This window comes from Pelagibius sp. Alg239-R121 (genome assembly GCF_947331435.1).
GTDB lineage: Bacteria > Pseudomonadota > Alphaproteobacteria > Kiloniellales > Kiloniellaceae > Denitrobaculum.
The window spans coordinates 1,560,576-1,587,333 of the sequence record NZ_CAMZOF010000001.1; the positions used below are offsets into that span (position 1 = coordinate 1,560,576).

Annotated in this window: 24 protein-coding genes; 16 read left to right on the forward strand and 8 right to left on the reverse strand. The window is 57.9% G+C overall.

Annotation, left to right across the window (positions count from 1 at the left end):
• Positions 1-114: 114 nt before the first annotated feature.
• Genes QMZ18_RS07010 through QMZ18_RS07020 form a run of 3 tightly spaced genes read left to right on the forward strand, consistent with a single transcriptional unit; the run spans position 115 to position 2,695 of the window.
• Entirely contained in the window at positions 115-651 is a 537-nt protein-coding gene (locus QMZ18_RS07010) for a TRAP transporter small permease (RefSeq protein ID WP_282605509.1), read from the forward strand.
• Positions 638-1,939, forward strand: a complete 1,302-nt coding sequence (locus QMZ18_RS07015) for a TRAP transporter large permease (RefSeq protein WP_282605510.1) — start codon at positions 638-640, stop codon at positions 1,937-1,939. Before QMZ18_RS07010 ends, QMZ18_RS07015 begins: the two co-directional genes overlap by 14 nt.
• On the forward strand, positions 1,940-2,695 hold the full coding sequence (locus QMZ18_RS07020; protein ID WP_282605511.1) for an alpha/beta fold hydrolase: 756 nt from the start codon (positions 1,940-1,942) through the stop codon (positions 2,693-2,695).
• Between the two features lie 33 nt (positions 2,696-2,728).
• On the opposite strand, the gene QMZ18_RS07025 is transcribed toward QMZ18_RS07020, so the two are convergent.
• A complete protein-coding gene (locus QMZ18_RS07025; RefSeq protein WP_282605512.1) occupies positions 2,729-3,628 on the reverse strand; it encodes a LysR family transcriptional regulator in 900 nt (299 codons plus the stop codon).
• A 145-nt stretch (positions 3,629-3,773) separates the two neighbouring features.
• Between QMZ18_RS07025 and QMZ18_RS07030 the strand changes: the two genes are divergently transcribed.
• Positions 3,774-4,064, forward strand: a complete 291-nt coding sequence (locus tag QMZ18_RS07030) for a putative quinol monooxygenase (protein ID WP_282605513.1) — start codon at positions 3,774-3,776, stop codon at positions 4,062-4,064.
• Positions 4,065-4,153: 89 nt separating this feature from the next.
• On the opposite strand, the gene QMZ18_RS07035 is transcribed toward QMZ18_RS07030, so the two are convergent.
• A complete protein-coding gene (locus QMZ18_RS07035; RefSeq protein ID WP_282605514.1) occupies positions 4,154-6,049 on the reverse strand; it encodes a lipopolysaccharide assembly protein LapB in 1,896 nt (631 codons plus the stop codon).
• A 181-nt stretch (positions 6,050-6,230) separates the two neighbouring features.
• Positions 6,231-7,577 carry a tetratricopeptide repeat protein gene (locus QMZ18_RS07040; protein ID WP_282605515.1) on the reverse strand — a complete coding sequence of 449 codons (1,347 nt, stop codon included), beginning with the start codon at positions 7,575-7,577 and terminating at the stop codon, positions 6,231-6,233.
• A 501-nt stretch (positions 7,578-8,078) separates the two neighbouring features.
• On the opposite strand from QMZ18_RS07040, the gene QMZ18_RS07045 reads away from it, so the two are divergent.
• The 3 genes from QMZ18_RS07045 to QMZ18_RS07055 all read left to right on the forward strand — a co-directional run bounded on the left by QMZ18_RS07045 (position 8,079) and on the right by QMZ18_RS07055 (position 10,292).
• Positions 8,079-8,486 carry a YciI family protein gene (locus tag QMZ18_RS07045; protein WP_282605516.1) on the forward strand — a complete coding sequence of 136 codons (408 nt, stop codon included), beginning with the start codon at positions 8,079-8,081 and terminating at the stop codon, positions 8,484-8,486.
• A 9-nt stretch (positions 8,487-8,495) separates the two neighbouring features.
• Complete coding sequence (locus QMZ18_RS07050) at positions 8,496-9,755, forward strand: RNA polymerase sigma factor (protein ID WP_282605517.1); 1,260 nt, start codon at positions 8,496-8,498, stop codon at positions 9,753-9,755.
• 141 nt (positions 9,756-9,896) lie between these two features.
• Complete coding sequence (locus tag QMZ18_RS07055) at positions 9,897-10,292, forward strand: VOC family protein (RefSeq protein WP_282605518.1); 396 nt, start codon at positions 9,897-9,899, stop codon at positions 10,290-10,292.
• A gap of 73 nt (positions 10,293-10,365) precedes the next feature.
• Here QMZ18_RS07055 and QMZ18_RS07060 read toward each other — a convergent pair whose 3' ends face one another.
• The 3 genes from QMZ18_RS07060 to QMZ18_RS07070 all read right to left on the reverse strand — a co-directional run bounded on the left by QMZ18_RS07060 (position 10,366) and on the right by QMZ18_RS07070 (position 14,197).
• Positions 10,366-12,195, reverse strand: a complete 1,830-nt coding sequence (locus QMZ18_RS07060) for a TRAP transporter fused permease subunit (RefSeq protein ID WP_322097151.1) — start codon at positions 12,193-12,195, stop codon at positions 10,366-10,368.
• A gap of 43 nt (positions 12,196-12,238) precedes the next feature.
• Positions 12,239-13,192: a TAXI family TRAP transporter solute-binding subunit gene (locus QMZ18_RS07065; protein ID WP_282605519.1), complete on the reverse strand. Its 954-nt coding sequence runs from the start codon at positions 13,190-13,192 to the stop codon at positions 12,239-12,241.
• 231 nt (positions 13,193-13,423) lie between these two features.
• On the reverse strand, positions 13,424-14,197 hold the full coding sequence (locus tag QMZ18_RS07070; protein WP_282605520.1) for a helix-turn-helix domain-containing protein: 774 nt from the start codon (positions 14,195-14,197) through the stop codon (positions 13,424-13,426).
• A gap of 251 nt (positions 14,198-14,448) precedes the next feature.
• Here QMZ18_RS07070 and QMZ18_RS07075 point away from each other — a divergent pair, with 251 nt between their 5' ends.
• From QMZ18_RS07075 to QMZ18_RS07105, 7 genes are all read left to right on the forward strand, one after another.
• Entirely contained in the window at positions 14,449-14,904 is a 456-nt protein-coding gene (locus tag QMZ18_RS07075) for a hypothetical protein (RefSeq protein ID WP_282605521.1), read from the forward strand.
• Between the two features lie 306 nt (positions 14,905-15,210).
• Positions 15,211-17,346, forward strand: coding sequence for a CHASE2 domain-containing protein (locus tag QMZ18_RS07080; RefSeq protein WP_282605522.1), 2,136 nt, complete (start codon positions 15,211-15,213; stop codon positions 17,344-17,346).
• Positions 17,347-17,367: 21 nt separating this feature from the next.
• Positions 17,368-18,015 (forward strand): response regulator FixJ, encoded by a 648-nt coding sequence (gene fixJ / locus QMZ18_RS07085; protein ID WP_322097152.1) that lies wholly within the window; start codon positions 17,368-17,370, stop codon positions 18,013-18,015.
• 282 nt (positions 18,016-18,297) lie between these two features.
• Positions 18,298-18,714 carry a response regulator transcription factor gene (locus tag QMZ18_RS07090; RefSeq protein WP_282605523.1) on the forward strand — a complete coding sequence of 139 codons (417 nt, stop codon included), beginning with the start codon at positions 18,298-18,300 and terminating at the stop codon, positions 18,712-18,714.
• Between the two features lie 330 nt (positions 18,715-19,044).
• Positions 19,045-19,908, forward strand: a complete 864-nt coding sequence (locus tag QMZ18_RS07095; RefSeq protein WP_282605524.1) for an OmpA family protein — start codon at positions 19,045-19,047, stop codon at positions 19,906-19,908.
• A gap of 163 nt (positions 19,909-20,071) precedes the next feature.
• Positions 20,072-20,257: a YqaE/Pmp3 family membrane protein gene (locus QMZ18_RS07100; protein WP_282605525.1), complete on the forward strand. Its 186-nt coding sequence runs from the start codon at positions 20,072-20,074 to the stop codon at positions 20,255-20,257.
• A 119-nt stretch (positions 20,258-20,376) separates the two neighbouring features.
• Complete coding sequence (locus QMZ18_RS07105; RefSeq protein ID WP_282605526.1) at positions 20,377-22,425, forward strand: AsmA family protein; 2,049 nt, start codon at positions 20,377-20,379, stop codon at positions 22,423-22,425.
• A 178-nt stretch (positions 22,426-22,603) separates the two neighbouring features.
• Here the strand turns inward: QMZ18_RS07105 and QMZ18_RS07110 are convergent, their stop codons facing one another.
• Complete coding sequence (locus QMZ18_RS07110) at positions 22,604-23,227, reverse strand: OmpA family protein (RefSeq protein ID WP_282605527.1); 624 nt, start codon at positions 23,225-23,227, stop codon at positions 22,604-22,606.
• Between the two features lie 13 nt (positions 23,228-23,240).
• A complete protein-coding gene (locus QMZ18_RS07115) occupies positions 23,241-23,699 on the reverse strand; it encodes a FecR domain-containing protein (protein ID WP_282605528.1) in 459 nt (152 codons plus the stop codon).
• 610 nt (positions 23,700-24,309) lie between these two features.
• Between QMZ18_RS07115 and ccoN the strand changes: the two genes are divergently transcribed.
• Entirely contained in the window at positions 24,310-25,998 is a 1,689-nt protein-coding gene (gene ccoN / locus QMZ18_RS07120) for a cytochrome-c oxidase, cbb3-type subunit I (protein WP_322097153.1), read from the forward strand.
• 29 nt (positions 25,999-26,027) lie between these two features.
• On the forward strand, positions 26,028-26,756 hold the full coding sequence (ccoO, locus tag QMZ18_RS07125; protein ID WP_282605529.1) for a cytochrome-c oxidase, cbb3-type subunit II: 729 nt from the start codon (positions 26,028-26,030) through the stop codon (positions 26,754-26,756).
• The last annotated feature ends 2 nt before the right edge of the window (positions 26,757-26,758 follow it).

Here is a 26,758-nt window from a genome sequence, read left to right on the forward strand (position 1 = left end):
TGTCGATCGTTTTGCTTAACGTTTGAACGATCGTCCCCGGCTTGAAATCATGCGAAAAAATAAGCAAAAAAATGCATCGGTTAATCGCAGGCTTCAGTTGGGGGGTGACACTATATGCTTTTTTTATTGGAGCGATGGCGTTCGGCGTTTGAACGTTCCGTTGTCTGGCTTGCGGGCCTGGGCGCGGCTATCGTTGTGGTGCAGATGTGCTGGATCTCCTACGGAGTCATCGTGCGCTATGCCTTCAACGCCCCTGACGGGACAGTGACCGAGGCGACAGCATTGTTGTTGTTTCCCGTTGCTTTTGCCGGTCTTGCTTTCGCGCTGAAGGAAGATGCCTACCCAAAGGTCACGATGCTCGTAGATAGCCTGTCGCCGGGACTGCGTCGTATCGTCGATATCATCAATATGGCATTGATGCTCGCGATCGGCGGCTTCTTTTCCCTGGCCGGTGTTGAGGCGACGATCCGCTCCTTCCAATCCGGCGCCGCGTCTGAGATCCTGCTTTGGCCGCGATACATTTTCTGGGCACCGGGTGCCGCCGCACTGGTGTTTTTCACGCTCTATGCTGCCTTGCGACTTGCGCTTCTCCTGGTGACACCTGTTGCGCCAACACACAGTGACGAGGAGCCGGCCGATGGAATGGTATGAAGTCGGAATTGGGCTCCTCGCGCTCTTGATGCTGTTTATTGCCTTTGGGCTGCCCATCCCCTTTGCTTTGGCTGCGGCCTCCCTGCCGTTTCTGTGGCAAATACAGGACTTTTCAACGTCCCTGGTGAGCAGCGAACTGAAGCTCTGGGGTGTCTGGATCGACTACATTCTCCTGGCAGTACCTTTGTTTGTCTTCCTTGGTGAACTGATCGGGCGCTCTAATATCGGCCCCAATCTCTATAAGTTTATGCATCAGGGCGTGCGCGTGCGTGGTTCCGCCGCTTACGGGAGCATCGGTGCCTGCGCCGGCTTTGGTGCTGTCTGCGGATCATCCATGGTCGGGGCCTTGACCATCGGCGGCGTCGCGCTGCCGGAAATGATCAAGCTTGGTTACAACCGCAGGCTCTCCAGCGGCGTGCTTGCTGCCGGCGGAACTTTGAGCGTCCTCATTCCGCCGAGCCTGATCCTGTTGTTTTATGGCATCGTCACCGACCAATCGATCGGCGAGCTTTTTATTGCGGGTATCGTGCCCGGCATCATTCTCATTTCGCTGTTCGTTCTCGTCGTCGTCGTCTGGGGCCGTTTGAAGCCCGAGGATATTCCGGCTTCGGAATCAGCAATGTCGATGACGATCAAGCAACTGTCTTTCACGATCGGCCCGATCCTGCTGATCGGCCTCGTCATCACCGTTTCGATCTACAGCGGCATTGCCACGCCGACCGAAGCGGCGGCGGTTGCGGCGCTCCTTACCGTCATTCTCGCGTTCGCGGTTGGAGGTTTGAGCCGCGCCGGGTTCGTCGAGGCCTTGTTCGCCACCATGCGTACTATGGGCTATCTCGGCCTCCTGCTTTCGGCCGGTGTGCTCTTTGGCTTCGTGCTCACCTATTTCCGGGTGCCGCAGCAGTTTACTGAACTCTTTCTGTCTTTTGATCTGTCACCTTATCTGGTGCTGACCATCGTGCTCGTGTTTTACATTATCCTCGGCATGTTCCTCGAGCCTGTCTCCATGACCTTCATCACGTTGCCGACGATTTTCCCGCTCATGCATGCGGCCGGCTTCGATTTGATCTGGTTCGGCGTGGTCTACACCATCACCATGGAGATCGCAGTGCTGACCCCGCCGGTCGGACTCAATCTTTACGTCATTCAGGGGATAGGGCGCGGGTCGGTATCGATCGGCGATGTCATCATCGGCTGCCTGCCGTTCATCCTGGCTCTGGTGACCTTGATTGCTGTTCTGATCCTGCTCCCGGATACCGCGCTCTGGCTGCCGGGCGTTATGCGATAGATGCTGAAGTATCAGCGAAAGGGCGAGGGCTACCCGCTGGTCCTCGTCCATGGTTACCTTGGTGGTTCGGCCATGTGGCGCGACCAGGTCGTCCGCTTCTCATCGGACTATGACGTCATTGCGCCGGATCTGGCTGGCTTCGGCGAAAGCGGCGCTCTTGTTTCTCCGGTGACGATCGAGGCGCATGCTCAATCCGTCCTGGATTTGCTCGACGATCTCGGGATCGAAGACTTCCATCTGCTGGGACATTCGATGGGCGGCATGGTTGTTCAACAAATGGCCGCCAAGGCAGGCAAGCGGATATCGCGCCTGATTCTCTACGGGACCGGCCCGGTCGGTAAACTTCCGGATCGTTTCGAGACCATGGAGGAATCCCGGCGCCGCTTATCCGATGATGGCGTTGCGGCGACGGCGCTTCGGATTGCGGCTACCTGGTTTGTAGCCGGCAGTCACGCTGCGGGTTTCCAAGTCTGTGCTGAAGAAGGCAGCAAGGCCTCTCTCACGGCTGCGCAGAACGGACTGACGGCCATGGAGCATTGGGACGGCCGCAGCGCGCTTAGTGGAATCAAGCCGCCAACCCTGGTGCTTTGGGGCGATTGGGACCGATCCTATTCCTGGGCTCAGCCGGAGACGCTCTGGAAGAACATTCCGGACTGCTCATTGGCCGTTGTTCCCGGCTGCGCCCACAATGTGCATATGGAAAAACCCGACCTTTTTAACCGACTCGTCGGCGATTTTCTGGACGAGCGGCTTTAGGCTCCGAACGCTGCAATCAGGAAGATCCTGGAGTTAACCTCCAGCAAACAACGCTTTCTCTTTGGTGAAGAGCGCGTAGAGCGCACGCGAAACTTGCCGGATATGGGGCAGGGTTCTGTTTTCGTTGTGGCTGACCAGCCACTGTGTGTGCGTGAGTTCCTCAATAAAGTCCGAGCATCGTGTCAGGCGTGGATCGGCGCCACCGATGAAACAGGGAAGAACGCAAAGACCGGCCCCCTCGCCAGCCGCCTCTAGAACGGTCTGTGGTGTGCCGCAGGTCAAGTTCGCCGGAGTTATAAGCCGCTGGCTGAGCCAGAGCGTGGAGGAGCCTGTCGTGCCTGCCACCGAGGGAACGACCCAGTCGCAGGCTGCGAAACGGGTGTCGTCACCTGCATGCGGGTTGGCGTCGACATAGTCCTTCTGGCCATAGATGGCAAACTTCACTGGGCCGATGCGCCTGCGGGCCAGCCCCTGCTGCTCCGGTTTTTGATTGCGGATACCGAGGTCCGCTTCGCGCCGGGACAGATTCAGAAAGTTGGCGCCGGTCAAAAGCTCAATCCTCGGCGCCGTCGCACCCCTGGTTATCCGGTTCAGGTGACGGGCGATAAAGACACTGGTCCATACGCCGGCGGTAATCTTCACGACCGGCCTGGGATCGATCTGTTGCCGCCAGGCGTTGATGGACTGCGCCTGCAGATCCATGTTCCGGACCTGATCGAGCAACTCCCGTCCGGCTGACGTCAAGTCGTATCCTGATTGATGCCGGTCGAATAATGCAGTGCCAAATGCTCTTTCCAAGTGGGTCATTCGCCGGCTGAGCGTCGGTGCGCTCGCTTGGGTGACGCTGGTGGCGCCTGCGAGACCGCCGGCTTGCGCAACCGCCAGAAAAAGCCGCAGGTCGTCCCAGTCCACTATTTCATTTTTAAAAGGCATCTTGAGAGACTTGCTGTTCTTGGTCCCGCTTTGCCGTGCGATCAATTTACATCAACGGCAACTCTAGAGGACCTTATCAAGTGTTCGGCTTATTTCAAAAAAGAAAGAGAATTTCGATAGCTATTCAGATAGGAACGCTCTGACGATGGAAAAGTTAGTATTCATGATCACCTTCAGGGTGAAGGAAGAGCACGTCGAGGCTTTTGAAACGCAGCTAAAATTGGTGAAGGAGGAGCTTCCGGCGGTGGAGGGATGCAACGGTGTGAGCGTTTTCCGCCATAGCGAGGAAGGAACGGTGTTTACTCTGGTTGAGGAGTGGGAGGGCAAGGTCTATCACGCCAGGCATGTTGACGGACTGGTTGCTGCAGGCGCCTGGGCCGAGATCGAAACCATGCTGGAGGAGGCGCCAAACGGCCGGTACATGACCCGGCTTTAGGCCCTCTCCATAGAAAGATCCGGTTCCGCCAAGGAGGTAAGCGGCGGAACCGGCAAGTTGGGAGGCATGGGTTGAAAGGAGAATAAGGGTTAGAGTTTTGCCAGGCTCAGGCTGTTTGCGTTGCCGGCCCAGGCCGCTTTGAAGAGGCGCTGCATTTCTTTGACACCCTGGGCGTCGCCCATTGCCCTGTAGGTTTCGATGAGGCCGTAAATTGCCCAGCCGTTGTTGGGTGCTTCAAAGAGAGCGGCCTTGAAAGCGCGCTCGGCATCGTCCAGGCGTTCGCTTTGAAGCAGGACGGCACCCAGAGACTGATTGACCGGATAGTACCAGTAGGGCGGCTCCATGTAGGGCAGGTTGGACTGGATTTCGACCGCGGCGGAAAATTCGCCAATCGCCTCTTCGTAGTTGCCTTCGGCCTGCGCGATCCGGCCCAGCAGCACGTGCCGTGACAAGGCAATGACTTCCGGACCCGGCACTGCCGCTTCGATCAGGGACGTGAGGTCGGTTTTGGCGTTGATCTCTTCAATCGCCGCCGCTTCCGCCCGGGCGGCCGCGAGCTCGCCACTTTTGGCGAAGGCGCTGCCGCGGGCGTAATGCCACATGGCTTTGATGAAAGGCACGTCGTTGCCGGGATTGGGTATCGCCAGGATTTCATCCCTGCTGCCGAACTGGGCCAGGGCGAAGATCGGTGCAGCCTTGATGGGCTGAACCAGGGGGATTGCCTGGGCCGCAGCCATGGGCAGGACGGCGTCCAGCTTGCGGGCTGCTTTTAAAACCGTTTCGTCGGCACCGGCCATCTGTGCCGAGGTCATTACGAAGTGGACATTGTGCGGATAGTAGACCAGGGGATAGACGCCGCTGGACTTGAGTTGATCAAACAGCAGTTCGTCGGCTTCGATCGCCGCCTGATTGACTCGCACCGAATCGATGTAGCGGCCGATGCGGTAATAAATGTGCGACGGCATGTGCACGATATGCCCGGCCGCCGGCATCAGGGCGCCCAGACGATCGGCGTGTTTTTCAGCCCGTTCCGGTGTGTTGGAGGCTTCGACGATGTGGATGTAGAGGTGAATCGCCGCCGCGTGATTCGGGTTGCGGTTAAGAACTTTCTCAAGCAGGGAGACGACCTCGAAGGTGCGGCCTTTCGGTGTCTTGGCGTCGGCTTCCCAATAGTCCCAGGGCGATAGGTTCATCATGGCTTCGGCGTAGATCACGGCGATATCGTCGTCGTCCGGGAAGCGCCGATGCACGCCGGCCATGGCATTGGCGAAGTTCCGATCCAGAATGCTGCGTCCCGGATCTTCCTGGTCGGAAGGGTCGGAATCAGAGGTATCAAAATAGCGTTGATCGAGCGCGGCGATCAGGGCCTGTTCCTTTTCGCTTGTCTGTAAAGCAAGCGAGCGGGCAAGAGTCACTGCGTTGCTTGCCAGCTGTTCGGCTTCGGGTTGCATCGGGACGTTTACGTTTGGGCCCAACGCCCAGGCTTCACCCCAATAGCAGAGTGCGCAGCCGGGATCGATTTTCTGGGCTTGTTTGAAGGACCGAATCGCATCGGCATGATTGAAGCCATAAGCCAGGCGCAAGCCCTGATCGAAGTAGCGCTGTGCGAGGGCGTTGCCGGTCGTGATTTTGATGCTGAGATCACCGAGCCCATCCAACAGTGGCATGGCTGGGCCGTCCGCCTTTGCCGCCTCGGCAATTTTGAGCCCGGCGAGCTGGACTTGTGCCGATTGCGGCGCGCCCCGACTGAAGGCTTCTCGGGCAGCTTTACCACGGCAAATCGTTCCCGCGACGAGGCGAGGATCGAAGAGATCGCTCTGGGAACTTGCGGTCGATTGCTGCGGCATGGCGGCGTTCGGCATTGCGGCGATCTGCACGCCATGAGCCACTTCAGCTTTGGAGACTTTGGGGGGAGGCGCAAGGGTGCTGGCAACGGCAAGAGCCGTGGCTGCCAGGGTCAGAGCCGGAACTTTCCAGTCCGTCATTGTCTTGGTCCTTGATGGGAGCAACCACAAAAGCCGGGTGTGACGCGTCGCCGAATGCTACAGCGCCGCCGTTCTCCCTGTTCCTACAGGCAGTGCGTTTGCGGATATGCTCTAAATTACGAGAGAATAGTGTTACGAGAGGGTGGCCAGGGCGGTCCTGATGCAGGACCGCCCTGGCCCGTCAGGCCACGTTGGCTTGCGCCTGCAGGGGCTTGTCCTCCTGCAGCCGGCGCCGGAACTGGGCGTTGAGCGGACTGGTCGGCTTTAAGGCCATCCGCTCGTTCGACAACGCCTGTGCCAGTCCGAGCTGGCCGTCGCGGAAGGCCGATTCAATCAGGGTCAAATCGATAACGTCCCGCTGCGCATGACTGCCGCCGAAGCGATTGGCGATGGTCCGCACTGACCTGATCAGCTCGATCGTCCGGCCATAGTCGCCGTGATTGAAAGCATGCAGTGCTTTGCAGAGCGGATGTCCGATCTGTGCCGTCATGGCATCGTTGCTGCCACCTTGGCCGATCCGTTCTTCCTGAGACGCGAGAACCCGGCGGGCGGCTTCGTTGTTTCCGCTGCCTACGAACGCCATCATTGCGTGGAAGTCGTTGAAGGCATAGAAGGCGTCGCTGGCCACCGGATCCCAGGCGCCGGCAATTTCTGACCAGCGCTCACCGACATCGATTCCACGCAGATGCAGGCGCCAGAGCATTGAGGAAGCGTCGACCATGTCCAGGGCGACCTCCGAACGATCGTTGCGGATCCGGTTGTCGTAAAGATCCATGACGCGTTCGATCTGGCCGAGGTCCAGATAGTACATCGCCAGGTGCCACCAGTTGTGGACGGACATGAAGTTGTCGGTCGCCCAGTGGGATTGCCGGCTTTCCATCCAATCGATGCCCTGCTGCTGGCGGCCCTGCATTTCGTAGACATGGGCGACGGCATGCTGAGCCCAAGCATCGCGCGTGTTCAGCTCGATCGCCTGATGGCCGTAATCTTCGGCGCGGCGATAGTCACCCATTTCCTCCAGGCCGAAGGCATACATGCCGAGCAGCGCGTGGTAATTCGGGATACTTGCCGACCACTGGGGCAGGCGGCGCGCGATGCGGTCGCGAAGGCTGCGGGCATCGCCGACGAAAAAATCAAAAAGATGCGCAGTCTGCAGTGCGACCACATCCCTTGGATAGTCGAGCAGAATGGATTCAAGCGCTTCGATCCCACCATGCATATCGCCCGCCAGGAATTTCTGGATGGCGGCAATATGACCGGTTTCCCGGTCGGTGGCGGGCAGGGACGTCACCGCGTTGAAGCTCGCCTCAGCTTCTGGCATGGCTGCGCGCTCGGTGGCTAGGATGTGCAGAAAAGCACGAAAGCAATGACCCATGACGAATTTGGGACTTTCTGCAAGTGCTGCGTCAATGGTTGCTACCGGATCGTCTATATAACATTGCAGTTCACTCAAAGCCTGTGCGTAAAGTTCAGCGGATTTCTCGCTGGCGCCTGTCAGGCTGTAACCCTGAGGGTCTTTCGGGGACATCTATTTTTCTCCTGGGTCTTCGCTGTGTTGGTATGATCCGGTTTTAGAATGCAGGCGTGAGCGTGACGTAGGGAGGGGCGTGAAAAAGGCGTCAAAAAATGAATTTGGGGCGTTAATTTACAACATCTCGGCAAGTTCAGGCGGTTTTTCGCAAGAATCGTGTTTCGGGACCTAGGAGCCGGATATCTTCTTTTGACCGCTGATGACGCTTCGTTGCTGCGATGGAGGCGCCGCCGTAAGTGATGTGTTTTTTAATCTCCAAGGCGTGGATGCACCGTATTGAGCCGTATTTTCACCTGTCTGACGGCGTGCCGCGGGATGACGGCCGCCGGGGTGATCAGCGGGATCGTATTTGTAATCCGGAATGGCATTGCTGGCGCACGCCGTTTGTCGGATGGCAGAATCTTGCATCGAGAGGGCCCTAAATGTCCATTCTGCTGTCGGACTTTTGGCTTTTGTTTCGTCTATAAGTGAGAGAACAGGAAAAAAAAGGAACCCGACATGCTTTATGCACTGCTCATCTATCAAGCCGAAGAGGTCAACGAATCCTACAGCGACAGTGAGCTTTCGGAGGTCCTGGCGGCGCACGGGCGTATGCAGGAAAAAGCCAAGGCCAAGGGTGATTTCGTGGCCGCGAGCAAATTGATGCCGACGTCTTCCTCCACCACCTTGCGGCTGGAAGGCGAGGGCCCGGGTGTTATCGACGGACCCTTTGCGGAAACCAAGGAGCAGTTCGGCGGGTTTTACCTGGTCGATTGCGCAAACCTGGACGAAGCCATGGACTATGCCCGGCAGTTACCGCACGTGAATACGGGCGCCATCGAGATCCGCCCCGTCGCTTACGCCGAGGTTGTGCCACCGCGCGAAAGCACCGGGAAGGGGATCGAGCAGCTGGAATCCTGCAGCTAAGCCGGAGCAATGGATTCCGTCGCCACCCTTGTGCGCTCGGACAGCAGGCGGGCGCTTGCAACGCTGATCCGGATTCTTGGCGATATCGATCTTGCCGAAGAGAGCCTCCAGGACGCCGTGGCGCAGGCGCTGGAGCACTGGCCCAGATCCGGCACACCACAAAATCCGCTGGCCTGGCTGATCACGACGGCGCGGAACAAAGCCATCGACCGGCAACGCCGCCGTGTGCTTGAGACCCGCTACAGTGAATCTCAGAAAGACCTGTTCGAGACGCTGACCGCCGAAGACGGCATGGAGGAGGCAGTTCTGGGCCTGCATATCCACGACGATTTGCTGCGCCTGATCTTTACCTGCTGTCATCCGGCGCTGGCGCGGCCGGTTCAGATTGCGTTGACGCTGAAAACCATTGCCGGTCTCAGCGTTGCGGAAATCGCCAGCGGTTTCCTGGTTCCCGTGAAGACCATGGAACAGAGATTGACCCGGGCAAAACGTAAGATCGCCGATGCCGGTATTCCGTATGAAGTTCCGCGCCCGGCCGATCTGCCGGCGCGTTTGGACGCGGTGCTGACGGTGGTTTATCTGATTTTCAACGAAGGCTATTCCTCGTCCGGGGACGGCGATTTGATCCGGGTCGATCTTTGCCGTGAGGCTATTCGGCTGGCGCGGATGCTGGTTCGGCTGTTCAGGGGCGAGCCTGAAATTTCGGGACTCCTGGCGCTGCTTCTCCTGCAACATTCCCGCCACCGGGCGCGCCTGGATTCTCAGGGACACATCATCACGCTCGACAAGCAAAACCGTTCAGACTGGGACAAGGCCATGATTGCCGAGGGACAGAGTCTGGTGGAAAAGGCACTGCATCAGAAGCGGCCCGGTCCCTATCAGATTCAGGCTGCCATTGCCGCCGTCCATAGTCAGGCACTGGACCCCGCGCAAACTGACTGGGCACAAATCGCCGAGCTTTATGCGGCGCTGGAACGCCGCCAGTCTTCGCCGGTCGTAACCTTGAACCGGGCGGCGGCGATCGCGAAGGCGGAGGGCGCTGAAGCCGGCCTGGCTTTGCTGGCCACGATCGAGGAGGTCACTGATATGCGCCGCTACCATCATTTTCATTCGGTGCGCGGTGCTTTGCTTCGGGATTGCGGCCAGGTTTCGGACGCCATTGCGGCCTTCGAACAGGCTTTGCTGTTGACCCGCAATCCGAGCGAATTGACATTTCTGCGCAAGCAGATTGCCGATTTGAGAGGAAACGGCCTCGCCAGCAAAGCGTAGAGAATCAATTATTTTTCAAATGAGTCGGATTTCGCTCAAGCCGTTCGTTTAAGATACGTGGAACAAGTCGATCCGCGGTCCGCAAGACTGACCGCAGCGGCGATGTCCGCGAAAATTCAACAACGCCGACAGGAGCATAACATGTCCGACGCATTTCAAACCCATGCCGCATTCAGCTGGTCCGAGCTGCGCAGCACCGATATCGACAAAGCCAAGGCCTTTTACAGCGATGTGATCGGCTGGACGCTGGAGCCGATGGATATGGGCGACGGCGGTACTTATACCGTCCTCAAGAATGGCGATACGCCGGTCGGCGGCATGATGGCGATGCCGGAAGCGGCGCAGGGTGCGCCGTCGCACTGGGCGGTGTATGTGACGGTGGACGACGTTGACAAGCGTCTGGAGATGGCAACGGGCGCCGGCGGCAGTGTACTGATGCCGCCCATGGATATTCCCGGTGTCGGCCGGATGGCGACGGTCGCCGATCCATCGGGTGCCGCAATCTGCCTGATCACCTACGAAAAAAAGGACTGTTAAGTCCGTCGCCGATATCGGGAAGATGCCACGGTGCGGCCTGTTGCTTCATGCGCTGCACCGTGGATTTCCCGCGTCAAAGGCTATCCAATCCGAAGGCGAAGACGACCAGAATCCCTGCGGCGGCCAATAGCGGCGCGCGCCATGCCGGTCGCGGTGGGTCGATCAATGCCCGGCAGATCAACCAGAGACCCAGACCGATCTTGAACAACGCAGCGAGGGCGAGCGGCAGCGACGCCTCGGGATGGATCAGCGCCGGATTGAAGACGAAGGCCAGGGGGACAAGATAAAGTCCTAACCCGATGCGCATGGCATGACCGGCGACCTTCAGCCAGGGCGCATCCGCCATGCCGGCGGCAATGAAGACCGTGCCGCAGACCGGGGGCGTGATGGTCGAGAGCAACGCATACCAAAAGACGAAGAGATGGGCGTGCAGGGCGGGGAGCCCGAGCTCCTGCAGCGCGGGGCCCGCGACCGACACACAGATGACATAGGCCGCCGTTGTCGGCACTTCCATTCCCAGGATCAAACAGGCGAGCGCCGTCAGCAACAGGGCGAGCCATAGCTCGCCGCCGGACAGCCCGACGATAACGGAAGTGACCTTGACGCCGAGACCGGTCATGTTGAGCACGCCGATGATCAGGCCTGCGCAGATGATGATGGCGGCAATTCCTGCAATCTGGCGGCCGGCCTCAGTTGCTGCAGTCGCCAGCCTCCGGCCCCAGTCCAGGAATGAAAACTTGAGGCGGCGGTCAACTGCCAGGAGAACAGCGGCCGCGAGAATGGCCACGGCCGCAGCGAACTGCGGCGTATAGCCCGTCGCAAAGAGGATGATCAGTAGAATCCCAAAGGGGACAAGGAAGAAGGGAACACTGCTGACGACATCGGAACGTGCGGGAAGTTCTTCGGGCCGCATGCCTTTTAAGCCATAGCGCAGGGCAAAGCGGTCCACCCCGGCCCAGGCAGCCCAGAAAAAGAGCAGCGCCGGTAAGAAGGCGGCGGCCATGATGTCGAGATACTGCACCCGCAGCAGCTCCACCATCACGAAGGCTCCTGCACCCATGAGCGGTGGCATGATCTGGCCGCCGCTGGAGGCAACAGCCTCCACCGCTGCCGCAAAGGAGGCCGGATAGCCCAGCCGTTTCATGGCGGGCAGTGTGATCGCGCCGGTCGAAGCAACGTTTGCCGAGGCCGAACCCGAGATTGAACCGAAGAAGGCGGATGCCAGGACCGAAACCTTTGCAGCGCCAGCCCGCAGCCGTCCAGCCAGAACGGTTGCCAGAGACATGAAACCGAAACCACCTTCGCCGGCACCGACCACAGCCCCCAGGATGACGAATATGGCGACGACGTTGACCGAGACGCCGGTCAAAGAACCCCAGATACCGCCTTCTGCGATCGTCAAGGTGCCCAGAAGGCTGTTGGCCGGTATGCCGGGATGCCCGAACTCGCCGGGTAGATATTGACCGAACAGGCCGTAGAGGAGTGCTATCAGGGCCACGACGGGTAAGGCCAGCTTAACCGCACGCCGGGCCATTTCCAATGTTACCGCAATCAGGGTCAGGGCGACGACAAACTGGACCTCCCCCTGGAGGGAGCCATACTGATCGTCCAGCTGAACCCGGTTTACGACAATGAAGCCGCAGGCGGCCCAACCGGCGAGACAGAGCAGAATCCCGCTTTTACGGGACCAGCTTCCCGACTGCGCGCCGATAATGAAGATCCAGGGCAGAGCCAGCGCCATGTGGACCGGCCGGCTGATCAGATTTGGAATCAATCCCGAAAAGATCAGATAGAGATGGAACGTGACGCTGGCGAAGCCGAGCGCCGGCAGGATCCAACTTGACGCTCGCTGTCCAGGCGTCATCTGTGCCTGCAACGCGTCTTCGGACGAAGATGAACCCATGGAAAACTGCCGGCCGCTCGAATGGGCGCGAGAACCGCGCCGTCTACTTCAGGTGATCCGCAATCTGAACACCGGTTTCGCTGTAGTACTTCAAAGCACCCGGATGCAGCTTCGCGCCCATGGACGAGAGCATCTCGGGTGCAACCCCGTTCCACCAGGGATTGGCATCGCCCATTTTGGCTTTGCCTTCCCAATAGGTCTTGGTCAGAGCGTAGGCGGTTGCGTCATCCATGTCGGTCGTCGTGTAGGCGCCGACCGGCAGGGATGTCGTGGTGACGTCATAATCCACGCCCGGATAAGTGCCAGCCGGAATAACGAGGCGTGTGCGTTTGGTTTGTGCGACCTGATCGTCGCTCAGGGAAAGCAGGCGGATCTTGGAGCCGGCCGCGGCCTCGATGACATTGGGAGCCGGGTAGGAACCGGCCGTGGCGAATCCGTGGACCTGGCCGTTTTTCAGCGCCGGAACTGCTGAATTGAGTTCGACGTCCACCAAATTGACTTTGCCCTCCAGGCCGAAGAGGCCGAAGTACTTGGCCGCTTCGCGCGCGCCGAAACTGCCTTTCCCGATAATGAAGTCCTTGCCGTCGAGATCGCCGAACTTGGAAACGGCGGAGTCTTCGCTGACCACAAAATGCATGGTTAAGGACGGGATCACGAAGAGCGAGCGGATTTTGCCGTAGTCTGCGGTGTCCTTCTCGAACATCTTTTTGCCGCCCTGGGCGAGTTTGACCAGGACAGGCGGCGTCGTGAAAACGTAGTTGCCTTGACGGTTTCCGGCTTCCTTGACGTTCTGGACCGAACCCTGGCTTTCCTCGACGGTGACGATGATATCGCCGGAGGATCCGCTTTTCATCGCTTCGGCGATCTGAACGGCCATTTGGTAGTAGGATGAAGTGGACTTGGCCGATTTGTAGGTCACCCGGGTCTCGGCCTGTGCCGAAAAGCCAAAAGCGAGGATGGCGCAGACCGCAGCGCCGGACAGCAAGGATCGAATCATTATTTGTCTCCCATAGGACGAAGTTGCCTCATTTGGCTGAGGCTTAGAGTGCGATCGTTCTTGACGGAAACAGTCAAGAACGTGAACCGCCGTGATTAAGAGGCTGATCCACGTTGTTCACCGGTTCAATGAAAAACGATCAGACCAGAAAGTCTGATTGGCGCGTATATTGCCGATCATCCCGTTTTACGGAAAGTCTGAACTATTTTGTTGGTCGGGCACCGGCGCCGCCTATTCGCCCTCGGCCATATCTTCCAGCGCATCGCGGTTTTCGAGCCGCACTTCATTGCCCGACATCAAGGTGATCATGCCGGATGTCTTGAGCTGTGTAATGGTCCGGCTCACGGTCTCGGTCGTCAGGCCCAAGAAATCAGCCATGTCAGTTCGGGTGATCGGCAATGAGATAGGGTTCGACTTGTTGCCGCTTTTTTGAGCACGGTTCGAGAGCATGAGCAGGAAGGAGGCGATTTTTTCCTTTGCTGTTTTTCGGCCTAAAATCAGCATCTGGTCCTGTGCCAGCGCGAGTTCGTCACTCGCTATGCCAAGCAAGCGCCGCTCGACCTTTGGAAAATCCTTCAGCAGGTTTTCCAGCTTTTGACGATTAAAACGGCATAGTGTCGTGCTGCAGATGGATTCGGCGCTATAGGCGTAGGCGTCCCTTGTCGCCAATCCCAAGAAATCGCCGGGAAACAGAAAGCCGGTGATCTGCCGGCGACCGTCGGACAGAAGTTTGTAAACCTTCATCGCACCGGTCGTAACGTTGTAGACGTGATCCGCCGGCGCGCCTTCGTCGAACAGACTCTGACCCGAAGTGAGTGAGACATCGGACGAAACTCGATTTAGATGATCGAGTTCCTCGTCAGTTAGGGCGTTGCAGAAGCTCAGATCACGGACAGGACAGGCGGCGCAGGGCGAACCACCTGCCGATTGCGGGCGAGGTATTGCATCACGCAGAGTATTTTCGAAGCTGCGGTCGTTTGATCCCGTCAAAGGTCTGTCTGCCATATTCAAGTTTTTCTATCTCTGGCCAAAGTTTCTCTCGTTCCGCATGGGGTTACAACAGAAATGTCGTGTTTCCCGGTATCTCGTCGGTTGTGGTGCAGGCTAAGACCAGATTTGCATTTCCGTGCGCAGATACGAAATCCGGCACTTTGATGCATATCAAAGACAACTGCGATACCCCGCCGCATCGTGCCTCGAACGGCATAACAAATAAGAAGGGTGGATAGCTGGAAATGAGGCTGCGAGCACGAGAAATGACGGCTGATCGAATGGCGCAGGCTTTTCCGCTCGTGCAACTGGTAAACCCGAACCTTTCGTTCGAAGGCTGGCAGCGTTACGCGGCCTACCGTACCCAATCCGATGTCAAGGAGCCAAGCGGCATCCTGTTGATTGAGGATGGATCCGAGCACATTGCAGGGCTGTTTGGTTACCTGATTGACCTGCATTTGCAATATGGCAGGGTGCTGGTCGCGCGAGATCTGGTGACGCTGGCTCTGTTCGAGCATCAAAGAAACCAGGCCCTGCGGACAATCGTCGAAACGCTGGATGAACTGGCCGCAACACATAGCTGTTCCGCAATCCATACCATCACGGCCAAACCGCTATCCTGCGAGGACACGAACGTGCCTTTTGTTCAATTGTTCGCCGCGGCCGGGCACCGTTGCGAGCCCTGGGGCTTTTGCAAGCTTTTGCCTCCCGCCGCAGTCTGATCGGCTCTCACTAAATTCTCACAGTGACATGGCTGCCATAATTCCCTTTGTCGAAGACCTGTGTGGCGGGGTAGCGTAGTGATTCGAAATGGTGTGATCCGGCTTCGGAAACGCGTGATGCGACCAGCCGCGCGAATAGAAGCCACCACGCCAGGGTTAATTTATGGAGTTTGATCGATTCGCTTTCGCGTGAACCTGCATCAGGCTCTTGTTCTGTAGGTAGAGGGCAGATTCACGTTCTAATGCGGTTTAATCAGGAACGATGCTCCAACCCTATGTAATCGAGCAACGGGTATCTCGGCGGCAATGCTACCTCGATCTTTTGTGATGGTCTTTCGGAATTGGCGGGTTGCGCTGGTTCTCTTGCCCTTGGCGATCGCGTTACGCATTTTCGATCCCTGGCCCGTCGAGCAATTGAGGCTCAAGCTCTTCGACCTCTATCAGGAAATTAAGCCCCGCGAGATCGAATCGCGCCCGGTTTTGGTCATCGATATCGATGAAGCGAGTGTGACGGAATTCGGCCAGTGGCCCTGGCCGCGGAACCTTCTTGCCCGGTTGGTTGATTTCGCGGCGCAGGCTGAGGTCCATGGTATCGGATTCGACATTCTGTTCCCGGATGCCGATCGGCTATCGCCGGAAAACCTGACCCAGCACTATCGGGATCTGCCATCCGAATTGCACGATGTTCTGGGTGTTTTACCGTCGAATGACGCCATATTAGCCCGTTCAATCTCGGCAGCACCCGTTGTCCTGGGCGTCGCACTTTCAGTACGCGAACCCACAGACGACGGTCTATTGGCGTTGCGGACACCGATATTCGAAAAGGGATATGACCCGCGTAGTTTTATGGTGCGCTACTCGGGAGTCGTCGGAAGTATTCCGCTGATCGGCGATGCCAGCCGCGGTCAGGGCGTCGTCAGCCTGGCGACCCGGCGCTATGGCGTGGTGCGGCGCCTGCCGGCGGTCGTGCGCGTGAACGAATCGCTGTTGCCTGCATTTTCGATCGAACTGCTGCGCATGGCCGCGGGCGGGGAGTCGGTTTCGGTTTATACTGAGCGTGCCGGAATCGCCGGAGTTTCCTTCGCCGGCCAGTTTGTACAAACAGACAGCAGTGGACAGTTCTGGCCGCACTTTTCTCAGCATGACCCTGGCAGGTTTGTTTCGGCGCGCGATATTCTTAACAATAAGGTGGATCCGAAACTGCTGTCGGACAAATTCGTTCTGATCGGCACAACGGCGGTCGGTCTCGGCGATCTCTCGGCAACCCCGGTCGGCGTCAACATGTCCGGTGTCGAAATCCACGCGCAGCTTCTGGAGACGCTTCTGACCGGCGGCCTCCTGCTTCGCCCGAACTTCGCCGTGGCAAGCGAGATGGCCATTATGCTGATCGTTTGCATATCCCTTGTTTCCGTTCACTCACGTCGTAAGGCGACCTCAACCATCGGCTTTTTCCTTCTGCTGTTCTTTGGTGTTCTGGGCGTTTCCTGGCTGTCGTTTGTATTGGAGAGCGTGCTGCTTGACGCGACCTATCCGCTGTTCGTGGCCATCGTCCTCTATGTCTTCTTGGTCAGTGGTGGTTTCTTACGCGAGGAACGGGCGAGACGCCGGCGCGAAGAGCGGTTGCGTGAACTGCAGGATGAGCTCATCAACGTCAGCCGGGTCAGTGCAATGAGTCAGCTGTCTTCTGCATTGGCGCACGAGTTGAACCAGCCTTTGACCGCGATCATCAACTATATTCAGGCGGGCCGCCGGGTGATCTCCAAGACGACGGAGCGTGCAGCCGTTGCGTCTGCGGCATCACTGGACCCTTCCGGAGCCGTACCCCTTGCCGATGAGCCGATAACCGGAGCGTCGCGGTCGATTAATGCTGAATACCCGGAGACAATCGAACGGGTTGGAACCATGATGTCCAAGGCGCTTACGCAGGCCGAGCGGGCGGGTGGTATTATTCGAGGACTGCGCGATACCTTTGAAAAACGCGAAGCGACACGCGCCCCGGAGGATCTGTCCGCAATTATCGAAGAAGCCGTATTGCTTGGTCAGGTCGGTTCCAGCCGCCACAGAGCCGATGTGACGAGCAAAATCGATGAAAATCTGCCGCTGGTTGACGTCAATAGAATACAAGTGCAACAAGTGATAGTTAATCTCGTGCGAAACGCCGTCGAGGCGGTTGGAGCGGCGGCCGTACGTCACGTATCGGTTGAAGCCTTTGCCGGTTCCGGGGAGACTATTGAGGTTGTTGTTGCAGACTCGGGTTCCGGTGTGGCACCCGAGGTTGAGGAAAAACTGTTTCAATCCTTCGTGACGACAAAGGACACGGGTATGGGGATTGGTTTGTCGATTTGTCACTCGATTATCGAGACTCATGGCGGTGAAATGTGGCTCACTCAAAGCCCGGAAGGCGGGGCGGCGTTTCACTTTACTTTACCGATTGCTCACTAGGATTGCTGCGCAGGATCGTTTATGACCGAAGAACCGAACGAAATGAGCAAGCGCAAGATCTACATTGTCGACGACGACGAAGCGGTGCGCGACTCGTTGCAGATTCTGATCGAATCTTACGACTACGAGACCGAAACCTTTGAATCCGGAACGGCGTTTCTGGGGGCGGCCGAGCAGATCGGATCGGGATGCGTGCTGCTCGACGTGCGGATGCCGGATATCGACGGCCTGGAAATTCAGGCTCGTCTGGCGACATCCAGTCCCGGACTTACCGTGATTATCATTACCGGCCACGGCGATGTTCCCATGGCGGTCAAAGCCATGAAGGCAGGTGCTTTCGACTTTATCGAGAAGCCCTTTACCGATGACGTACTCATGGAAAGCCTTCAGCGGGCCTGGGCACATCGCAAGAGCGTCGCGGACACGCAGGATCAAGGCAGCAATAATGAGGTCCTGGAACGGATCGAAGATCTGACCCCGCGGGAGCGCGATGTGCTCAACCAGCTGATCATCGGCAGGCCCAATAAGATCATTGCCTACGAGCTCGGGATCAGCCCGCGAACTGTCGAAGTTCATCGCGCCCGGGTCATGGAGAAGATGCAGGCAAAAAGCCTGTCGCATCTGGTCAGAATGGCGCTGGCTGCCGGATTGCAGCTCGACGAGGAATAAGAGCCGGGTTTTGGCGGTTCTTTGCCGGAGTCAAAAGGTGAATCGCCCGCCGGTTTATAGAAGTAGAGACTGATTCACGTTTCACTTATAGAGAAGTGAAACGATCAGACCTTGGCGTGTGGTCGTTCCTGATTTGATCAATCAGGAGCGTGAATCACCCGCCGGTTTATAGAAGCAGAGGCTGATTCACGTTTCACTTTTAGAGAAGTGAAACGATCAGACTCTGTCGCCTACGTAGATTCCCCTATTTGTAGGGCGGAAAAACCCGCTTAAGCTCGCGTTATGGAAAGGCACGAATGTCGGGATCACGCCGCACTCGTTGTCGTTGTCGACGATGACGATGCCGTTCGCGACTCCCTCAAGATATTGCTGGAAACCGACGATATCGACGTTTTGACTTATGCGTCGGGCGAAGAGTTTCTGGCGGACTGCGCGCATACAAAATGCGATTGCGTCATGCTCGATATCCACCTTCCGGGCGCAAGCGGCATCAGCGTACTCCGGCAGTTATCGGCGGAAGGATTCGACGACCCGGTCATTCTGATGACAGCCAAACCAAGCGAGGCGGTCCGTCTTGAGGCCAAGCGTGCCGGCGCGTTGGCTCTTTTGCTTAAGCCTTTGGATGACAACCAACTTTTCGATACATTGCATCTTGGACTGGCCGCCCGGCACAATGCCCCGACCGACACACGCCAATGAAATTTCGGGTGTAACTTCCCGGGAACCCGACCCTCATGGTTAACGACAGGTCGATGGCGGTTGATATCGCCAATTATTGGTCTAAGTATAATTCCCTACTATTGAAATTTCTTTGAAACGATAGGCTTGTTGCAGGGTTGAGCCGACGGTGTGTACCACTTGGAACAAGGTCCTGCACACTCCCCAATCAATCGGGCGCAGGATGCCCCGGTACCGGCGATAGAAGGAGACCCGTGAGAAAAGAGTTGTTTGCGAGCTGAAGAAGCTGGGGATAAGCGCCGACTCTAATAAAGACTGAAAATCAGTAGAATCTCATGGAGGGATTACACAATGAATAAATTCACAAATATCGTCATTGCCGGTCTGGGGTCTTTGGCCCTGGTCGGCTGCGCTGGAACGGGCCTTGAAAGCGCCAAGGATCAGACGCCTTCGGGAAGCGAATTCTCGAAAAATCTCTACGACGGCTACCTCGGCCTTTCCGAGGGTGAGTATGCCGAATATGACTTTGCCGACTCGGATGTCTTCGCACAGAAGGCCAGCCTGGCCAGTGAAGGTTCGGCCGTGACTCCGGACGAAATTTCGGATCGCGATCTGCCGGAAGACAAAGTATCGGTCCTCAGTTCGTCCCGTGAGCGCCTGATGGCTGCGATGGCCGCCGGTGCTGCCTCGAAAAGCCCGCAGAACGCTGCGACTGCACAGGTCATGTTCGACTGCTGGATGCAGGAGCAGGAAGAAAACCGGCAGCCGGACGACATTGCGGCTTGTCAGGCAGCTTTCTCCGACGCCATTGCCAAAGCCGAAGCGGATCTGGATGAGCCGAAGGCAGTCGCAGCGGCACCTGAGCCCGCTCCGGAGCCCGCAACCAAGAGCTGGGTGCTCTACTTCGGTTTCGACAGTGCCAATCTGAGTGACGGCGAAGCGAGCAAAATCGACGAGATCGTCAAGTACGCGAAATCCAGCGACGCGAAAGTGTCACTGACTGGTCACACCGATCGGGCGGGTGCCGACGACTATAATGAGATGCTGTCGAGTGAGCGTACCAAAGCGGTTGCCAAAGCGATCGGCGACCAGGGACTTGGTATCGATGAAGTCAAACAGGTCAGCCTGGGTGAGAACGATCCGGCAGTTGCAACCGTCGATGATGTAAAAGAGCCGCTGAATCGCCGTGTGGTCGTTAAGGTGTCGAATAACTGAACTTAAGACTATAAGCTAGGTCTTAGTACCAGTCGTGGAGGGGGGACGCCGGCCATCGGCGTCCCCTCCGAATGACTCCGGCGATGTCCGGATGGCCTGGAATTAAGCCTGTAGGTCTCCAGGTTCCAATGGAATGTGATGTGAACGATAAAGGACCTGCCCCGTGAGACTTCTGATTGCGCTTTTGCTCCCCTGGTTGTTGTTTTTCACGATCGGACGCCCGATCGCAGGAATAATCTGCCTGATCTTACAGATCACTCTCATCGGCTGGGTGCCTGCGGCGATTTGGGCGGTTTACTCGCTGAGCAATTATGAAACGGACAAGAAAATCGAGAACGCCGGTCTGTGATTCCATCGGACGGCATGGCAGCTCGCTGAGGCGCCGCGACCACGGCCGAGGGTTTAAGGCCAAATCCGGCGCGCGGTATCAAGCGGCGGGCAGTGTTCTCGCGAACAAAGGATAGAAAAATGAAAAAGGTCCTGATCGGCATCGTTGTTCTGGTCGTGGTTCTTGTGGCGGCCGTTGTGGCAATCCCTTTCTTTGTTCCGAAGGAAGAGATCAAGACGCGGATCACCCAGGGCGTCGAAGATGCGACCGGGCGTAAACTGACGATCGCAGGCGATCTGAACGTCTCGGTGCTCCCAAGCCTGGAAGTCGTCGCTGAGGAAATCGCCTTTTCGAACGCTGAAGGCGCGGCGGATCCGAATATGGCCGCTCTGAAAGAGCTGCGCCTGAAGCTGCAGATCTGGCCTTTGATCTCGGGCAATGTTCAGGTTGACGAATTCGTTCTGGTCGACCCGGTCATCAACCTGGAAATCGATGCGAACGGCAAGCCCAATTGGGAATTCGGCGATGGCTCGGCCGCGCCGGATGCGTCAGCTTCCTCGAGTGAATCATCTGATGACGGTGACGGCGGCGGCTCGGCGATCAATCAGATCAGCCTGGGCAACATTCAACTGGTCAACGGCAATCTGAAATTCACCGATGCCGCATCGGGAACCACACAGGAAGTCTCGGCGATCAATCTGGCGGTGAAGCTGACCGATCTCGACAGTCCCTTCACGGCCGACGGATCGCTGCAGTGGAACGCCAAGACGATCGACCTTTCGGTCACCAGCGACAATCCGCGCGGACTGACCACCGGCGAAGAGGCGCCTGTCGCGCTCACGGTCGGGACCGATGTCATCAAGCTGAGCTTCGACGGTTCGGTCGCGACCGCGGCAAAGCTGCTGGTCGCCGGCGCGCTCGACGTCTCGACGCCGTCCATTCGCGATCTGGCTGCCTGGACCGGCAATCCCATCGAATTCGAAGGTACCGGCCTGGGCCCATTCAATCTGGCGGGCAAGGTCAATGTCGACGGCGCCACCTACAGCTTCACGGATGCAAAGCTCGGAATCGACGAGATCACGGGTGACGGCAGCGTTTCCATTGCCACTGCGGGCGCCAAACCGCAGATCGATGCCGAGTTGAACCTGGGCGTACTCGACCTCAATCCTTATCTGCCGCCAGCCAAGGAAGGCGAAGCGGCGGAGGGAAGCGGTGGGGCCAGTTCGGACGCCGCCGCGGGCAGCGGAGAGCCTGCCGATTGGAGCGACGATCCGATCGACGCCAGCGGTTTGCAGGCGGTCAACGCCAACTTTGCGCTGACCGTCGCCGGTATCCTGGTGCAGGAGATCAAGGTCGGCCAGAGCGCACTGAATGTCGGCCTTAAGGACGGCCTGCTCGCAGTCGATCTGACCGAGTTGAATCTCTACGACGGCAAGGGCACGGGCAAGCTGACGGTTGATGGACGCAGTCAGGTGCCGGCGATCACCGAGAGCTTTACCATGAGCGGGATCGCGGCCGAGCCTTTGCTGACCGATGCTGCAGGCTTCGACCGGCTTTCCGGGACCGGGAACCTGAACATTGAGGTTTCGGCCAAGGGGGCTTCGCAGCGCCAGATGGTCGAAAATCTGAACGGCAAGGGTGCCGTGACGTTCAACGACGGTGCCATTAAGGGGATCAATCTTGCGGCAATGGTCCGAAATGCGGCCAACGCCTTCCTCGATCCGGGGGCGAGCGAGAGTCAGAAGACGGACTTCGCCGAACTCTCGGGCACTTTCGATATCAAGAATGGCCTGCTGACCAACAACGACCTCAAGCTGCTCAGCCCGCTGTTGCGTGTCGAGGGCAAAGGGACGTCGGACCTGCCGTCGCGTACGGTGGACTATCGCGTGGAGCCCAAAGCGGTCGCCAGCCTGGAAGGCCAGGGTGGTGATTCGGGCGCAGGCGGACTGGCGGTGCCGGTTCTCGTGAGCGGCCCCTGGCATGACCTTTCCTACAAGCCAGATTTGACAGGCGCGATCGAGGATATTGCAAAGGATCCCACAAAAGCGCTCGAGTCGGTCGGCGGTGGTGCAACCAAAGCGCTGGAGGGCGTCATCAAGGGCGGCGGCGACGCCGAAGGTGGATCGTCTGATGGTGTGAAACTGCCTGACGATGCAGGCAAAGCGCTGAAGGGACTGTTCGGTAACTAGAGCAGGTTCGTTCCGATTAAATAGAACGAACCTGCTCTAGAATCTCGTCCCCTTCCATCCGGGAGGACGACGAGAACCAAGGTGATAACCCCTACACCTGAGTTACCGAATGGAAGAAGGGCGCTGCCGAATGCCCCGGCAGCGCCCTTCGTCTTTCGAGAATCCCGTTGCGCGGCTTTTAGCGGATCGTGACCTCCACCCGCCGGTTCCTGGGTTCGGAAACCTCGTCGGCCGTCGGAACCAGGGGATTGCTCTCCCCGTGCGACGTGAGTTCGACCAGTCCGGCATCAACAGCCTGACGCAGGAGCATATCACGTACGGTCCGTGCCCGTGCGAGCGAAAGGTTCGCGTTGACGCTCGCATCGCCCAAAGTATCGGTGTGGCCGACGACGGCGATCCGTGGGGGCGCTTTACGGGCATCCAGCGTTGCCAGGATCTCAGGAAGCAAAGCTTCTGATTCCGCGGTCAACTCCGAAGTGCCAATTTGGAAATAGAGCAAAAAGGTCACGGTCGGCTCCGGCTGAGCATCGAGTGCTTCGCCGAAAACATCCCGTATTTCTTCCTCCTCCAGAACAAAGGGATCGACCGGCTCCTGACCGGCCCGGTCCAGGCCGGTCGCTTGTCCCGCCTGATTAAGGGTCTGGGATCCAGCGTCGTTTTTGACCTGGATGGTCCCGACTTTTCCGTCATCGTCCTCAAGAAGAACAAAGAGGTTGGTCGGCGTACAGGCGGAAACAAGCATGAGAGCGAGGATGGCGAGCCACGGGCGGATTGCGCGCAGGCCGAGAGCTGTTTGGGGCATGATCATCGGGCGCCTAATCATCGACACGGGCGAGGAACTTGGTGCCGCGAACCGAAAGAGTCGCGACCGGCGTGACAACGGAAACCGAATCGGGCGACAGCTTGGCGATCACGCCGGAAACATAAAGCAGCGTGCCTTTCAGGAGTTCCGTGACGAACGACAGCTTCTCTTCCTTCGGCACGAACTCAAAGCTGGTCAATCTTAGTTGCGACCCCGACCCCATTGAGAGCTGGGAGTTGTCGATAAAGGTTATGCCCATTGATCCGTTGCCTTTGACGATCAGCAGATCCGCAACGAAGACCGGGTCCCCGACCGCGATCGGCGCGGATTCTTCTTCACGGACTACCAATGTCGTCCCTTCCGCGCTCTTGACGTAGCCAATGGCGTCGTCTGCCCAAACTACCCCTGTCCGCAAGCCGGCAGTGGCGAGCAAAAACAACAGCAGGACGGCGAGATTTCTGACAAGTCGCACCCTTATTCCCCTCCGAATTTTTTTCTGCAGCGTTCAGCCAGACGAGCGTAGCGACCGTCCGGCGAACATCAAGCGCCCCTATGCTGCGTGTATCGACGGGAAAAAACAAGAAAGACGGTGCTTTTTTCGATTTGTTTCACGCTAAAGGAGAATTCTCCGCAGTTGATCCTCCGTGCATAGGATCATACAGAGCTGCGGCAGTTCGCCGCATCCGGCCACTTGCGGCGACACTTTGCCGCGATGCCGTTCTCTTGGCAGGCGGTCTCCGGTTTTGTAGTTTCCGCACGCATTAATTCCTTAATTCAACCTCAAGGCGCGGTTTAACCCTTTCCAGCTCTGAGTTTCAGCGGAAAAACCACACAGCGTTTTCAAGGAGCCGACGGATATGAACAATCATCAGCCTCGTCGCGGTTCAAGCCTTCAGGGCCGAGAAACCGGTCTTACGCGCAGGCGCCGGCTGCAACGCAAATCGACGCGGGTTTGATTTATGTCAATGGGTGCCTGCCATCACCCCTGTAGAAAGAATGCATCTCTCACCTCCTTGTACCAGAGGCGCCGGTAGCACCCGTCACCTCTGGTGCTTTTTTTGTTTGTTATCCCGGGGGAACCGATGAACCCTTCCCAACAAAGCCTTCAGGTGCATCCGACGACGTATCTCGTCGGCGTTGCCCTTGCCGTCGGCTCAATGATCGGCCTTCTGCTCATGGCGAAAGCCGCAGATCCGGTCATGGCGTTCCACGGCTTGGTTTTTTTGCTCGCTTGTGTTTCCGGTGTCTTTTTGCTGATCCATCGGCACTACAATGGTGCCAACACGCGCGCGGTCAGCTGGTCCGGGGCGGATGCGACGGGGGTCGAGTACAACGATGGGGTGGTCAAAGCCGGCGTAATCGCCTCGGCTTTCTGGGGTGTTGTCGGGTTTCTGGTGGGATTGATCATCGCACTTCAGCTGGCGTTTCCGGAGCTTAATCTGGATCTGCCCTGGACGACCTTCGGGCGACTGCGCCCGGTACATACTTCAGCCGTTATTTTTGCCTTTGGCGGCAACGTTCTGATCGCGACTTCGTTCTATGTGGTGCAACGGACCTGCCGCGCGCGGCTCGCGGGCGAGGTGGCGCCCTGGTTTGTTTTCTGGGGCTATCAGCTTTTTATCGTGATCGCGGCAAGCGGATACGTTCTCGGCGTTACGCAGTCGAAGGAATACGCCGAGCCGGAATGGTATGCCGACCTCTGGCTGACTTTCGTCTGGGTGGTTTATCTGCTGGTGTTCCTCGGGACCATCTGGCGCCGCAAGGAACCGCACATTTACGTGGCCAACTGGTTCTACCTTGCCTTCATCGTCACCATCGCGATGCTGCACATCGTCAACAACCTCTCCCTGCCGGTCTCGCTTTCAGGCACCAAGAGCTACGCGCTCTTTGCCGGGGTACAGGATGCCTTGACCCAGTGGTGGTACGGACACAACGCGGTCGGCTTTTTTCTGACCGCCGGGTTCCTCGGCATTATGTATTACTTCGTGCCGAAACGCGCAGAGCGGCCGGTCTACTCCTACCGGCTGTCGATCATTCACTTCTGGTCACTGATCTTTCTCTACATCTGGGCTGGTCCGCATCATCTGCACTATACGGCTCTGCCGGACTGGGCGCAGACACTGGGCATGACCTTCTCGATCATGCTTTGGATGCCGTCCTGGGGCGGGATGATCAACGGTCTGATGACCCTCTCCGGCGCTTGGGACAAGCTGCGCACCGATCCGGTTCTGCGCATGCTGGTGGTCTCCGTAGCCTTTTACGGCATGAGTACCTTCGAAGGGCCCGTCATGTCGATCAAGGCCGTGAATTCGCTTAGCCACTACACGGACTGGACGGTCGGTCACGTGCACTCCGGTGCATTGGGATGGGTCGCCTACGTCAGCTTTGGTGCCATGTACCATCTGATGCCGATCTTGTGGAAGCGCCAGCGCCTCTACTCCCTGCAGCTGGTCTCGGTTCACTTCTGGATCTCAACCATCGGCATCGTGCTCTACATCACGGCCATGTGGGTTTCCGGCATTTTGCAGGGCCTTATGTGGCGGGCCTACGACAGCCTTGGGTTCCTTGAATATTCCTTCGTGGAAACCGTCGAGGCCATGCACCCCTTCTATGTCATCCGTGCCGGTGGCGGTGCGCTCTTCCTCTTTGGCGCGCTGATCATGGTCTACAACCTATGGCGGACCGCCCGTGGTGACCTGCGTGACGAAAAAGCGCAGATCACAGCATCGCGTCCTGCAGCCGGCCGGCCGGCTGTGGCACCTGCAGAATAAATCGGCAGTGGGAAAATTCGGAGTTCATTATGTTAGCTAAGCATGAAATCGTCGAAAAGAACTCGACCCTGCTGCTGGTCCTCATTCTGATCGTGGTGTCCATCGGTGGATTGATCGAGATCGCGCCGCTGTTCTACCTCGAAAGTACGATCGAAAAGGTCAAGGGCATGCGCCCCTACACGCCGTTGGAGCTGGTGGGCCGAAACATCTATATCCGCGAAGGCTGTTACAACTGCCATAGCCAGATGATTCGTCCACTGCGCGACGAGGCCGAACGCTATGGCCATTACAGCCTGGCAGCGGAAAGCATGTACGATCATCCCTTCCAATGGGGCTCGAAACGCACCGGACCGGATCTGGCACGGGTCGGCGGGCGCTATTCCAACGAGTGGCATGTCGCGCATATGATCAACCCCCGTTCGATCGTACCTGAATCGATCATGCCCGGTTACCCGCATCTGGCGACGACGCCTGTCAAAACCGACGACATTGCGGGCCACTTGCAGGCCAACAGTGGCGTTGGCGTGCCCTATGACGAGGGGATGATCGACGCCGCCTATGTCGATCTGATGGCTCAAAGTGATCCGGATGCTGACGGCGTCGACGATCTGGTGGCCCGTTATCCAAAAGCGGTTGTTGCCGATTTCGATGGCAACCCGGCCTTCGTGTCCGAATTGGATGCCATGGTGGCTTACCTTCAGATGCTGGGGACTCTGGTCGATTTCGACAGCTACCAGCCCGAAGAAAACCTGCGCTGAGG